Here is a 12,663-nt window from a genome sequence, read left to right on the forward strand (position 1 = left end):
TCACCTCTTCCTTGAGCGGTAACGATTCCAGAACAGCAAGGGTATACCTGCTGCCACAACTAGAACGCCTACAACAGCCCCCACGCCTGTATAAACCAAGCTGGAGTAAAGCAAGTAGCCGCAAACTGCACAGAATAATAACGGAGTGATGGGATAAAAAGGTACACGAAATGGGCGGAGGATGTGGGGGTCACGTTTTCGCAGTACTAGTAGCGATATGCCCGAAAGTAAAAAGAAAAACCAAAAAACGGGGGCGGTGTAGTCTACCATCGTTTCAAAGCCTTTGCGGGTAATCGTACCTAAGAAAACAAGCGCTAGGGCGATCGCTCCTTGCAGCATCAGAGCATGGGTAGGAGTACTAGGGCGTTGCTGCCAGCGTCCCATAAAACTAAATAAAGAAAAATCTTGCCCTAAGGCATAAATGGTACGCGCTCCGGTAAAAATTGTGGCATTCATTGCTCCCAAAGTAGAAATGGCAATCAGCAAGCTAATAAACCAAGCTCCTGGTTCACCCCAAAGCGATCGCATTAAGTCTGCGGCTACGGCTTCGGAGTTGGCCATATTGGTTAATCCCAATCCGCGTAGGTAAGCCAGATTGATTAACAAATAAATGCCAGTAATAATGCCAATGCTCCAAAGTAGCGATCGCAGCATATTACGTTGTCTGTTTTGGATTTCTGCTGAGATGTATGCTGCTTCATTCCAGCCGCCGTAAGACAGCAGTACAAATACCATTGCTAATCCCCAAGTTCCTGATGATGCAGATTCTACAGGGGCAGGAGCAGTAGAATTAGAAACTGCCGTCAGTCCCAATATCACCACTAGCAATAAACCCAAGACTTTCGCTAGTGTTAGTAAGTTTTGTGTCCATTTACCCTGTTGCAGACCAATGATATTGAGAGTAGTTAATAGCGCGATCGCGATCGCTGCATAAACAGAAGGTGAAAATGTACCTAATCGCCATATCTGAGAAGCATAATCACCAAATACAAATGCCAACAGAGTTATAGAACCAGTTTGAATTACTGTCATCCGCGCCCAGGCAAATAAAAAGGCGATTCCTCGCCCAAAAGCACGCTTTAAGTAATAGTAAACACCGCCAACATCAGGATAGGTTGTCGCTAACTCTGCATAGCACACTGCTCCCACCAGAGACACAGCACCACCCATTATCCAGAAAAGCAGTACAGCAATATTGCTACCTGCTTGAGCTGCAACCAGGGCAGGAGTTTGAAAAATCCCTGCCCCAATGACAATACCGACAATCAAAGCGACGGCATCTGGTAAGGTCAGCGATGCTTTAGGCGCAGCTACTTCAGTTTCTGCTAATTCTTCAAGTAAACTGTAGTTTTCACCTTTACTCACATTCTTACCTCATTTGGCACGATTAATTCTTTTTGCCATCGTTGCGATCGTCAAAAATACTAAAATCGCTGATTCATAATTCCACAACGCAAATCAAGCTACCATTAAAAATGGCAAAAAGCTGATGGTATAAGTCTTTTGACTTTTGACCCTTCGACTGCGGCTTCGTTGAGCGTAGCCGAGATGCTCAAGGTCAAGGCTGAGTTTCGACTGCGCGGCAGTTGAGCGAAGTCGAAACTCAACTGCCGCGAAGCTGAAGCCTTGACTTTTGCGTAGTGGCATTTAACCTAGAAGTTGTAACCAACATCTAGCAGTACTCAAACTTCGATTTCATCTACAAAACCAAATATTTACGCCATGATAAATTCGTGGGTTTCATCGGTTAAAAGCTGAAATATAGTACAAGCTTTTCGAGGGCGTTTAATCAAATATCAACTTGAGACCAGTAAATATTCTCAATACCTTTATCGCCTATAAATGTGACATAAAAATGACAGTCGAAAATCAAATTTAAAATAAAAATTCTAATACTAAAGTAGTATATAGTCAATTTTGTCTTCTATCTTTTGTGTGATTTTTTTAAGTATATAAATCTCTAGTTATCGAAATTTTCAATAGTATCGATTTTGATAAAAACTGTAAAAATAATCATTACTTGACTACAATGGCAACTCGATTTGAAACATAGATCCTTGACCTAATTTGCTTTTAACACTGAGATTACCGCCATGAGCTAAAACAATTTGTTGAGCGATCGCTAATCCTAAACCAAAGCCACCCACAGAACTTTGACGCTGCTTGTCTACTTGATAAAATCGCTCAAAAATATGGGGTAAATCTGCTGCGGGAATGCCAATACCACTATCTTCAACTTGAATAACTGCCCGATGGCAATCAATAAATAAACGCAATTCAACTAATCCATCAGCAGGAGTATATTTACAGGCATTGCTGACAAGATTCATGACTGCCTGATAAAGCAATTCGGGATCTGCCTTTACCACAATTTCCTGTGGAAGTAAATCACAATTGAAATTTAAATGTTGAGCTACAGTTTGAGTAGTTTGAGACTCGATAAGTTCCTTCAATAAATCACTAAGGTCAATTTGTTTGAGAGATTCAGGAGCTAAACATCCCACCCGACGCGCTAAAAATAGCAGATTTCCAATCAGAGTATTCATCGATTTGGCAACTGCAACAATCTTTTCCAAACGCAGATGCTTCGCAGCATCTTGATCGCCAGGAGCAAGTAATCCCACTTGAGCATTACTGAGTATTGCCGCTAGAGGGGCGCGTAATTCATGGGAAGCGTTAGCAGTAAAGCGTTGCAATTGTTCATAGCTGTCGCGAATTGGTAGCATTGCTAAACCTCCGAGGAACCATCCCATGAGACTCGTAGCTGCCAAAGCCATTAAAACTGTCAATATCAACAACAGCAAAAACCTATTGAGAGACTCTTGGGCGCGAGTCATAGGCATTGCCATTTGCAGATAACCAATTAATTTACCCTGATGTTGCACGGGTAGAGTGAGTTGACGCAGCCAAATAACTTTTGATGTTGATGAACCTGAGTTATATGTAGTTTTAATGGTTTGAAATTCAGCCGTCTTGCTTAACTGTTCTTGGGGAGGCACACCAAAGAATCGCTTCAGCTTACCTTCAGCATCATACCAACGGGCATAAATAATTTCACTATCTGGTGATGGCGGATTGTTGCCCAGTAGGGGTACATTTTTGAGAATCGCGCGTTTTTTACCCTGATACAGTTTGTACTGGATGTTGCCAGCAATTATCCTAGCTTTTTTATAAAGTAGTGAATCTATGACTCCTAATTGCTGAAGCGTTTCTTGATAGTAGAGTGTTCCAGCGAAAATCACTAAAATACTACCCATTGAAAGGGTAAACCAATGAGCCAAGTTGCGGCGGCTACGGTTGAACATCTGATGTCAGTGGTCAGTGGTCAGTTGTCAGCGATGTACTGAGTTTCGACTACGCGGTAATCGAGTTTCGACTACGCTCAACTGCCGCGAAGTCGAGATTCAACTACCGCGTAGTCGAAGTGTGGTCAGTTGTTTTTGATCTGGTTTAATACTCTATCTCCTTATGGATGGAGTTTTTTACTTGCTTCAGGGTTAATTCTATAGCCGATACCATAAACAGTTTCAATCCAATCTGCTGCACCTACTACTTGTAAACGTTGCCGCAGTCGGCGTACTAAAGTCGTGGTGGCGTTACTTTCTGGTTCACTTCCCCATTCCCACAATGCTTGTTCTATTTGGTCACGGCTTAAAACTTGGTGGGGATGGCGCATTAGGTACTCTAGTAATTGAAACTCACGAGCAGATAATTCAACTGTTGCCTGTCCTCGTTCTACTATTAAAGTGGAAAGGTGTAATTGTAAATCAGCAATCTGAAGTGTTTCACCTTGCCAAAGGGGCGATCGCCTGCCTAATGCCCGTACCCTTGCTAATAATTCAAACACATCTGTAGGCTTGACAAGGTAATCATCTGCTCCTGCATCTAAACCTGTAACTTTGTCAAGAGTAGTATCTTTTGCTGTCAACATTAACACAGGTGCAGTTTTTCCCGCTTGGCGATATTGACGACACAAATCTAAACCGCTAATTTCTGGTAGCATCCAATCAAGAATCAATAAATCATAGTCTCTTTGGCAAATTACCCACTTAGCGATCGCGCCATCTTCAACACCGTCCACGATATGTCCAGCTTGTGACAATGCTGTCTGTAAGGGTTCTAATTGTGCTACGTCGTCTTCTACCAGAAGTATTCGCATTGTGAGCTTGATTTTGGTAATTATCACCCTGATTGTAGAAAATCTGACTCAGTAAAATGTCTTCCACCAGTGGGATTTTCAGCCAAATTAAGAATGATTAAATGAGAAAGTGTCTAAAATAATTTTCTAGCGATTTTCTGATCAATGAAATACACCACTCTAGTCCCTAACCCCTAGTTCCTAGCCCATTTTCCTTAATTTTCTTTATCATCAGTGAAATTATCACTTCCAAAGTTTACAGCTAATATGTTCTCACAACATTGGTGGAAATCATTGCGTTTTCTGGGGTTAGAGTTTTGGCTACCTCTACCTATTTTAGGTATAGTTTTTTGGTTGAGTGGCAACCTCTTAGCAGAACATTTATTCAGCCGACCTTATAGCATGGTAAATCAACTTCATGCAGATGCTTCACCAGAATTACAGATGTCAATGTATGTACTACTTATTTCTGCGGAAGTTGACAAAAGTGCAGGCATTACCAAAGTTACAGTTAAAACCACAGACTCTTCGAGGAGAACTTTATTTTTTGAGTTTCCAGTAACAGATATTAGCCAGATCGAGACAGCGATCGCCCAAAAATTAGGAATGTCAATTGAGGATATCCGTAAACTCGTGCGTTATCAAATCAATGATTAAAACCTGCCACTGGGCAAAAATAGAATGTCTACTATTTCTCCTATTGTCAAACCCAATCCTGCTAAAACTGTTAAAATCCAAAAAGAATCCATTTTATTAAAACCAGCAAAGCGCATCTCTAAATCAGCTAACCACGTCGTTGCTAAAGGAATGACAAAGAGACTAAATAAAAGTGACCAAGTTTCCACAAAAGCAATCGATGCGCTGACAAATAAGATCACAACTAAAGTTTGAGAGCCAAAAGCAACTAAACCCTCTAACCAAACAATACTTTTTCGCACTATAGCTATAGCAACAGTGACTATAAAAGCTCCCATTAACCAAACAATGTGATGAGCCGCAAGATACCATCCCAGCAGAGCATAAGCCAACCAGAGTAGTACTAAAGGCATTACAGGAAATCGATTGAAAAATCCTACATCCATTTTTATGAAGCCTGTAATAATTTTGAACTGAATTATCTTAATTTTAGGCAAAAGTTTTGAGAACTGGGGATGACAATTTGTAGCTTTTATTGAAAAAATTGTCATAAAAACTATAAGCAAAATTACTTAAATTAAGGTAGAAATGAGATTTTTGCAATAATCTAAGTATCTTTAGGTAAGCACTGCCCAATAAAACTACGTATATTTTAGTATTTTGGAATTTTAATATTGCCCAAACTCCTTGAATTACAGGTTTAGTGTGCTAAGTCAAGCATGATATGAATACTTACATGGACTAGGAATACAATAAAAATACCGAACTAAAAGCATGACATACCTATGTAATGACTAAACATTTCACTCCTGCCTTTGCTGCTGGCAATTTAGTGATAAACCATCATAAGTCAATATGCAATGCAACATTACACAATATAAAATCGTCATCAAAATGAAACAAAAAGTGCTTAATTTCCGAACGTGGGTATACCCGAATTGGTTTTAACCTATGTAACGTAATTGTTGTATACGCACGTATTAGCTGGAAAGTGGATAAAATTATGCGTAGGTTTCTCAGTACTCTTTCCCTAGTGGCATTAGTACAATACATACCACTAAGTGTCCAAGCTCAAGTAGTCAAACCTGCTTCTGGGATGCCATCTGATCCCATTCAACAGGTAGTTGCTGCCAAGTTGATGACCAATTCACCTGACGGCAACTTTTATCCTGAAAGAATGCTAAATCGGGCAGAACTAGCCTCGATTATGGTGAAAGTATTTAAACTGGATAAAAGACAAGCTGTTAGCCAAGAAAATTTAGTGATTCCAGATGTACCAGCATCTCATTGGGCATTTAAAGATATTCAGACAGTTCTCAAAACTGACATCATGAAAGGCTATCGAGGTAACTTGTTTTTCCCTAATCAAAGGGTAACGCGGGCTGAGGGTTTAGCCATTTTTGCTCAAGCTTATGGTGTATTTCAGTTTGCTGATGACACTGTAAACGAAACCCTTGCTCCATATCCAGATGCAGCGTCTGTTCCTAATTGGGCCAGAAAAGCGATCGCCACAGTCATTGCAGAAGGATTTATTAACACAGATGCCCAAAACAATATATCTCCCTTACGACCAATGACCCGTGGGGATATGGCGTATGTGTTGAGTAAATATTTACAAAGACAGCAGCAGCTACCGGAAACCCCGGAAGTTCCTAGTGTCCCCGATAGCCCAGAATCCCCTTAGGTCTACGTGTTGCTTTATTTATATGAATACACTCAACTGTAGTTATCAAGGTAATTATGATGACTTGTGAATAAGTAACCGTCGTTGTGCTACGTGATAAAAATTACCCAAATTACGCTACAGACAGCCACTCAGTTCCAGTATGATTCTGAGGACAACCCCACCGTGGGAAAATCAAAAATACCAGAAGTAGAGATTAGAGAGGAAAACCCTATAATATGCATCTGAGTGAAATCACCCATCCCAACCAGTTGCATGGTTTGTCGATCAGGCAATTGCAACAAATTGCTCGTCAGATTCGAGATAAGCATCTACAAACGGTAGCAGCAACTGGAGGACATCTAGGGCCTGGTTTAGGTGTTGTAGAGTTGACGCTAGGGCTTTACCAAACACTAGATTTAGATCGGGATAAAGTTATTTGGGATGTAGGACACCAAGCTTATCCCCATAAATTAATCACAGGACGCTATAGCAATTTCCATACCCTCAGGCAAAAATCAGGAGTTGCTGGCTATCTGAAGCGGTGTGAAAGCAAGTTCGATCATTTTGGTGCTGGACATGCTTCTACTAGTATTTCAGCTGCCTTGGGCATGGCTTTAGCGCGAGACTTGAAAGGAGAAAAATTTAAAGCAGTAGCTGTCATTGGTGATGGTGCTTTAACTGGAGGTATGGCTTTAGAAGCCATTAATCATGCGGGACACTTGCCCAAAACTAATGTGCTAGTTGTACTCAACGATAACGAGATGTCCATATCTCCTAATGTGGGCGCAATTCCTCGCTATCTCAACAAAATGCGCCTTAGTCCGCCAGTGCAGTTTATCAAAGACAACTTTGAAGAACAATTCAAGCAAATTCCCTTCGTTGGAGAGTCTCTATCTCCCGAACTCGGACGCATTAAAGAAGGGATGAAGCGCTTAGCTGTTCCTAAAGTAGGTGCAGTCTTTGAAGAACTAGGCTTTACCTATATAGGCCCAGTAGATGGACATAACTTAGAAGAATTGATTGCCACCTTCCAACAAGCACATCAAATACCAGGGCCAGTTTTAGTGCATGTGGCAACGATGAAGGGTAAAGGCTACGAAATTGCCGAACAAGATCAAGTCGGCTACCACGCCCAAAGTCCATTCAATTTGACAACTGGTAAAGCTGTACCTTCTAGCAAGCCCAAACCTCCCTCTTATGCCAAAGTCTTTTCTCACACTCTTGTCAAACTAGCTGAACACAATCCCAAAATTGTGGGGATTACGGCAGCAATGGCCACAGGCACAGGTTTAGATAAACTTCAGGTAAAACTGCCCAATCAATATATTGATGTCGGCATTGCCGAACAACATGCTGTCACCTTAGCAGCAGGACTCGCCGCCGAAGGAATGCGTCCCGTCGCCGCTATCTACTCTACCTTTTTACAACGGGCTTATGACCAGATAATTCACGATGTCTGTATCCAAAACCTACCAGTGTTTTTCTGCCTAGATAGGGCGGGAATTGTTGGTGCGGATGGCCCCACTCACCAAGGGATGTATGATATCGCCTATCTGCGTTGCATTCCCAATATGGTGATGATGGCCCCCAAAGACGAAGCAGAACTTCAACGCATGATTGTCACTGGTATTAATCACACCAGCGGGCCTATAGCTATGCGATTCCCCCGTGGGAATGGTCACGGCGTTCCTCTGATGGAAGAAGGCTGGGAACCTTTAGAAATTGGTAAAGGAGAAATTCTTCGCAATGGAGATGATGTCTTAATCGTCGGCTACGGCACAATGGTTTACCCTAGTATGCAAGCTGCGGAAATTCTCAGCGAACACGGTATTGAAGCCACTGTGATTAATGCCCGTTTTGTTAAGCCTTTGGATACCGACTTAATTTTGCCTTTGGCTGAGAAAATTGGACGGGTTGTTACCTTGGAAGAAGGTTGTGTCATGGGTGGCTTTGGTTCTGCGGTGGCAGAAGCATTACTGGATGCTGATGTTGTAGTGCCTGTGAAGCGAATTGGGATACCAGACATGTTAGTAGATCATGCAACACCAGATGAATCTAAGGCAGCCTTAGGTTTAACTAGTCGCCAAATAGCTGAAAGAGTTTTAAAAGCTTTCTTTGAGCAGCAAGTATCTACTGTTGTATAGTTGATAACTAATTTTAGAGAAGGGTGGGTTATTCCCATCCTTTTTTCTTTTTAGATATAGAACCCATTTGGGTACTGATATTTCTAATGCATCAGCAGTTATCAACTCTATTTCAAAAAATAATTCATCCTCCATACCAAAGTTGCCAGAAATCATATCCTGCCGCAGACCCCAGTTTCATTAGACCTCTTGCATAAATATTTTTTACCTCACGCAGAGGCGCAGCGAAAAGTTCCTCGAAGCCGGGTTTCCCGGCGTAGGAAACTTTTCAAGACAGAGACGCAGAGAAAAAGTCTAAAATCAGGACTTTTGCAAGAGGTCTATTGTTTGAAATTGTTCTTTACATTTAAATTTTACAAATATTATTGCCGTGATTTTAAGTACAAATTAGTATACCCGATAAAAATAGTCGGGTATGTTTGACTGGTATTTTTGCTCGTGTTACTATCAAGCGACAGTTGACGGATAAACAGGGGAAGCTAGTTTATGACTCAAGCAACAACCATAGACAATAAAACGCTCAATGCTACTTTAAAAGCCTTGAAATGTAAGGAATGTGGCGCGGAATATGAACTCGAAGCTAGTCATGTTTGTGAGTTTTGCTTTGGCCCTTTAGAAGTTAAGTACGACTACAACGCCCTACGTTCAACTGTCAGCCGTGAAAAAATTCAAGCCGGGCCAAATTCAATTTGGCGTTACCGTCCCTTTTTACCAGTGGCAACTGACAATGTCATAGATGTGGGAACTGGTATGACTCCATTAGTTCGTTCCCATCGTTTGGCGCGTCGTTTGGGTTTAAATAAGCTTTATATTAAAAATGATGCCGTGAATATGCCCACCCTTAGTTTCAAAGATCGGGTGGTGTCAGTGGCTTTAAGTCGGGCAAGGGAATTAGGTTTCACTACTGTTTCTTGCGCTAGTACTGGTAATTTGGCAAATTCCACAGCGGCGATCGCAGCTCATGCTGGTTTAGACTGTTGTGTATTCATCCCCGCAGATTTGGAAGCAGGTAAAATTCTCGGTAGCTTGGTTTACAGTCCTACTCTCATGGCTGTGAAAGGTAATTACGATCAAGTCAATCGCCTGTGTTCGGAAGTCGCAAATACACATGGTTGGGGTTTTGTCAATATTAATTTGCGCCCATACTATTCTGAAGGTTCCAAAACTTTAGGGTTTGAAGTTGCTGAACAACTCGGTTGGGAACTACCTGACCATATTGTTGCGCCTCTGGCTTCTGGTTCATTGTTTACTAAGATCTATAAAGGTTTCCAAGAGTTTGTAGAAGTTGGTTTGGTGGAAGCGAAGAGTGTACGTTTCAGTGGCGCTCAAGCTGAAGGTTGTTCCCCCATTGCTGAAGCCTTCAAAGAAAAGCGCGACTTTATTAAACCAGTCAAACCAAATACAATTGCTAAATCCATTGCGATCGGTAATCCCGCAGATGGCGTTTATGCTGTAGATATAGCGAACAAAACTAACGGTAATATTGAATCAGTCAATGATGCAGAAATTATTGACGGCATCAAGCTACTGGCAGAAACCGAAGGTATCTTCACAGAAACAGCCGGTGGTACAACTGTGGCTGTGCTGAAGAAATTGGTAGAAGCTGGCAAGATTGATCCAGATGAAACTACTGTGGTTTACATTACTGGCAATGGTTTGAAAACCCAAGAAGCAGTACAAGGTTACATTGGTGAACCTTTGACAATTGATGCTAAACTAGATAGCTTTGAGCGTGCCTTAGAGCGATCGCGTACACTTGATCGCTTGGAATGGCAACAAGTCCTCGTTTAATCATTTGTTCAAACCAAGGACAAATCCCCACTTTTCACTCTTAACTTTCCTACCTCTATGGCTGTAACAGTTTTAGTTCCTACTGCTCTTCAGAAATTTACCAATAATCAAGCTACCCTAGAATGTAATGGTAGAAATATTTCTGAATTATTTGATTCTTTAGAGCAAAATTGTCCAGGTATCAAATCGCGGTTGTGTGATGAACAAGGACAACCACGACGCTTCTTAAATTTGTATGTAAATAGCGAAGATATCCGCTTTTTGGAAGGGACAGCTACAGCCTTAAAAGATGGTGATGAAGTGAGTATTGTCCCTGCTGTTGCAGGTGGTTGAAATAGCAAAAATATAGTCCAATTCTAACTATTCTTCAACCAAAAAAGCTCTTTTTGATCTGTTTAAATTGGTATTTAGGAATGGGTAAGGTTTTTTTGCCAAGACTGATTATTATCAATGGTCAAGATAATCCGTTTGTAGGATTCATTTTGTAGTTCAATTGTTAAATAATTGGTCTGCCTATTCACATACCAAAACTCTTTACCCCTTTGGGTGTAATATGTTCCAGCTTTAATCACCCCAGGAATTAAGGTTCCAGGGGCGCGTAAATCTTTCCAATTACTTTGGGGTTTGGCTATTGTCACTTGTTGAATATGAGCTAGTGGTATCTCCCACTTTTTTTGAAAACGAACAGCTAGTAGTTGTTCTTTCCAGGTAAATTCTATCTGTAACTTTTGTTCGACTATACTCATGTACATTTTCAACTTCCTTATCAGTAGTTTTAGCTCTTATCAGAGCTGACAATTTAAAATTTTGTTTCAAACCGCTAAAGCCCGATTGGGTAATAGGGGTTTTATGTCATGATGACAAAATAGAACACATAAAGCTTTCTTTTATTACAGGGAATCTCTCATGGCTCTCCGTCTCGGTGATACAGTACCTAACTTTACGCAAGCCTCCACACATGGCGACATCAATTTTTACGATTGGGCAGGTGACAGCTGGGTAGTGCTGTTTTCTCACCCTGCTGACTTCACACCTGTTTGCACAACAGAATTAGGAACCGTTGCCAAACTCAAACCAGAGTTTGACAAGCGTAATGTCAAAGCGATCGCTCTCAGCGTTGACGATGTAGAATCCCATAATGGTTGGGTAGGAGACATCGAAGAAACTCAAAGCGCCACTCTCAACTACCCAATTTTGGCAGATTCAGATCATAAAGTTTCTGATCTTTACGATATGATTCATCCTAATGCCAATGCATCTTTGACAGTGCGATCGGTTTTTGTCATTGACCCCGATAAAAAACTACGTCTGAGTTTTACCTACCCCCCCAGCACTGGACGCAACTTTGATGAACTTCTGCGGGTAATCGATTCTCTGCAATTAACTGATAATTACAGTGTAGCCACACCAGCTGACTGGAAAGACGGCGATGATTGCGTCATCGTTCCCTCACTCAAAGATCCAGAAGTCCTAAAGCAGAAATTCCCCAAAGGCTACCAAGAAGTCAAACCCTATTTGCGGATGACTCCTCAGCCCAACAAGTAAATCTGCAAATAATTTCGTACATTAGACGCAAAAACGCGAAGATAAAGCTTTGCGTCTTTGCGTCTTTGCGTGAGAATAAAATTAAAGCCTAGCTTAGGTCAATTTTATGCTTTCATCTCCCTTGGTATTGCAAATTCCCTCATCAATACAAATGACAGATGAACAGTTCTTCGAGTTCTGTCAAGTGAATCGTGACTTACGCATTGAACGTCATAAACTAGGAGAAATATCAATTATGCCACCGACAGGAGGGACAACAGGTAATAGAGGAGGCAATATATTCGGCCAATTGTGGGTGTGGTCAGAACAAGATGGTACAGGTATAACCTTCGACTCCAGCACTGGATTTAAATTATCAACAGGTGCAAATCGATCGCCTGATGCTTCTTGGGTTAAACTAGAACGGTGGAATGCTCTTTTAGCCGAAGAACAAGAAAAATTTGCTCCCATTTGTCCAGATTTTTTAGTTGAACTTAGATCTCCTAGCGATAACCTCCAATCTTTGCAAGAAAAAATGGAGGAATATATGCAAGAGCCAGGAATCCAGTTAGGCTGGTTAATTGACCGCAAACAGCGTCAAGTTTATATTTATCGTCCAGGAAAACCAGAGGAGTGTCTGGATAATCCTGCTAGTGTTAGCGGCGATTTGGTATTGCCTGGGTTTGTCCTGAATATGAGTAAAATCTGGTGAGATGAACCCCTGTAGGGGAATTAAAAATTAAAAATTAAAAATAAATAAATTT

The 12,663-nt window shown here is 41.3% G+C and carries 12 protein-coding genes; 7 read left to right on the forward strand and 5 right to left on the reverse strand.

Going from position 1 to position 12,663, the window contains the following annotated elements; translation table 11 throughout:
• The 3 genes from QI031_RS14710 to rppA all read right to left on the reverse strand — a co-directional run bounded on the left by QI031_RS14710 (position 1) and on the right by rppA (position 4,159).
• Complete coding sequence (locus tag QI031_RS14710) at positions 1–1,365, reverse strand: APC family permease (RefSeq protein WP_281485857.1); 1,365 nt, start codon at positions 1,363–1,365, stop codon at positions 1–3.
• 659 nt (positions 1,366–2,024) lie between these two features.
• Positions 2,025–3,305, reverse strand: coding sequence for a sensor histidine kinase (locus QI031_RS14715; RefSeq protein WP_281485858.1), 1,281 nt, complete (start codon positions 3,303–3,305; stop codon positions 2,025–2,027).
• Positions 3,306–3,466: 161 nt separating this feature from the next.
• A complete protein-coding gene (gene rppA / locus QI031_RS14720) occupies positions 3,467–4,159 on the reverse strand; it encodes a two-component system response regulator RppA (RefSeq protein WP_281485859.1) in 693 nt (230 codons plus the stop codon).
• 246 nt (positions 4,160–4,405) lie between these two features.
• On the opposite strand from rppA, the gene QI031_RS14725 reads away from it, so the two are divergent.
• Positions 4,406–4,795, forward strand: coding sequence for a hypothetical protein (locus QI031_RS14725; RefSeq protein WP_281485860.1), 390 nt, complete (start codon positions 4,406–4,408; stop codon positions 4,793–4,795).
• Here QI031_RS14725 and QI031_RS14730 read toward each other — a convergent pair.
• The gene (locus tag QI031_RS14730; protein ID WP_281485861.1) at positions 4,792–5,220 is read right to left on the reverse strand and encodes a hypothetical protein; all 429 of its coding nucleotides are present in this window, start codon (positions 5,218–5,220) and stop codon (positions 4,792–4,794) included. The two genes, QI031_RS14725 and QI031_RS14730, sit on opposite strands and share 4 nt — an antisense overlap.
• Positions 5,221–5,777: 557 nt before the next feature.
• Here QI031_RS14730 and QI031_RS14735 point away from each other — a divergent pair.
• The 4 genes from QI031_RS14735 to QI031_RS14750 all read left to right on the forward strand — a co-directional run bounded on the left by QI031_RS14735 (position 5,778) and on the right by QI031_RS14750 (position 10,708).
• A complete protein-coding gene (locus QI031_RS14735) occupies positions 5,778–6,458 on the forward strand; it encodes an S-layer homology domain-containing protein (RefSeq protein ID WP_281485862.1) in 681 nt (226 codons plus the stop codon).
• Between the two features lie 218 nt (positions 6,459–6,676).
• Entirely contained in the window at positions 6,677–8,584 is a 1,908-nt protein-coding gene (gene dxs, locus QI031_RS14740) for a 1-deoxy-D-xylulose-5-phosphate synthase (RefSeq protein WP_281485863.1), read from the forward strand.
• A gap of 486 nt (positions 8,585–9,070) precedes the next feature.
• Complete coding sequence (gene thrC, locus QI031_RS14745) at positions 9,071–10,375, forward strand: threonine synthase (RefSeq protein WP_281485864.1); 1,305 nt, start codon at positions 9,071–9,073, stop codon at positions 10,373–10,375.
• Between the two features lie 57 nt (positions 10,376–10,432).
• Entirely contained in the window at positions 10,433–10,708 is a 276-nt protein-coding gene (locus QI031_RS14750) for a MoaD/ThiS family protein (protein WP_281485865.1), read from the forward strand.
• Positions 10,709–10,782: 74 nt separating this feature from the next.
• Here the strand turns inward: QI031_RS14750 and QI031_RS14755 are convergent, their stop codons facing one another.
• The gene (locus QI031_RS14755; protein ID WP_281485866.1) at positions 10,783–11,127 is read right to left on the reverse strand and encodes a hypothetical protein; all 345 of its coding nucleotides are present in this window, start codon (positions 11,125–11,127) and stop codon (positions 10,783–10,785) included.
• A 154-nt stretch (positions 11,128–11,281) separates the two neighbouring features.
• Between QI031_RS14755 and QI031_RS14760 the strand changes: the two genes are divergently transcribed.
• Both QI031_RS14760 and QI031_RS14765 read left to right on the forward strand, forming a co-directional pair.
• Positions 11,282–11,920, forward strand: a complete 639-nt coding sequence (locus tag QI031_RS14760; protein ID WP_281485867.1) for a peroxiredoxin — start codon at positions 11,282–11,284, stop codon at positions 11,918–11,920.
• 106 nt (positions 11,921–12,026) lie between these two features.
• Positions 12,027–12,611, forward strand: a complete 585-nt coding sequence (locus QI031_RS14765; RefSeq protein WP_281485868.1) for a Uma2 family endonuclease — start codon at positions 12,027–12,029, stop codon at positions 12,609–12,611.
• Positions 12,612–12,663: the final 52 nt, after the last annotated feature.

It is taken from the genome of Halotia branconii CENA392, from assembly GCF_029953635.1.
GTDB lineage: Bacteria > Cyanobacteriota > Cyanobacteriia > Cyanobacteriales > Nostocaceae > Halotia > Halotia branconii.

What these genes read in the sequence shown, in the direction of transcription:
- QI031_RS14715 (WP_281485858.1), bottom strand. Translation starts at nt 3,305, where the DNA reads ATGTTCAACCGTAGCCGCCGCAACTTGGCTCATTGGTTTACCCTTTCA.
- rppA (WP_281485859.1), bottom strand. Translation starts at nt 4,159, where the DNA reads ATGCGAATACTTCTGGTAGAAGACGACGTAGCACAATTAGAACCCTTA.
- QI031_RS14725 (WP_281485860.1), top strand. Translation starts at nt 4,406, where the DNA reads ATGTTCTCACAACATTGGTGGAAATCATTGCGTTTTCTGGGGTTAGAG.
- QI031_RS14730 (WP_281485861.1), bottom strand. Translation starts at nt 5,220, where the DNA reads ATGGATGTAGGATTTTTCAATCGATTTCCTGTAATGCCTTTAGTACTA.
- QI031_RS14735 (WP_281485862.1), top strand. Translation starts at nt 5,778, where the DNA reads ATGCGTAGGTTTCTCAGTACTCTTTCCCTAGTGGCATTAGTACAATAC.
- dxs (WP_281485863.1), top strand. Translation starts at nt 6,677, where the DNA reads ATGCATCTGAGTGAAATCACCCATCCCAACCAGTTGCATGGTTTGTCG.
- thrC (WP_281485864.1), top strand. Translation starts at nt 9,071, where the DNA reads ATGACTCAAGCAACAACCATAGACAATAAAACGCTCAATGCTACTTTA.
- QI031_RS14750 (WP_281485865.1), top strand. Translation starts at nt 10,433, where the DNA reads ATGGCTGTAACAGTTTTAGTTCCTACTGCTCTTCAGAAATTTACCAAT.
- QI031_RS14755 (WP_281485866.1), bottom strand. Translation starts at nt 11,127, where the DNA reads ATGTACATGAGTATAGTCGAACAAAAGTTACAGATAGAATTTACCTGG.
- QI031_RS14760 (WP_281485867.1), top strand. Translation starts at nt 11,282, where the DNA reads ATGGCTCTCCGTCTCGGTGATACAGTACCTAACTTTACGCAAGCCTCC.
- QI031_RS14765 (WP_281485868.1), top strand. Translation starts at nt 12,027, where the DNA reads ATGCTTTCATCTCCCTTGGTATTGCAAATTCCCTCATCAATACAAATG.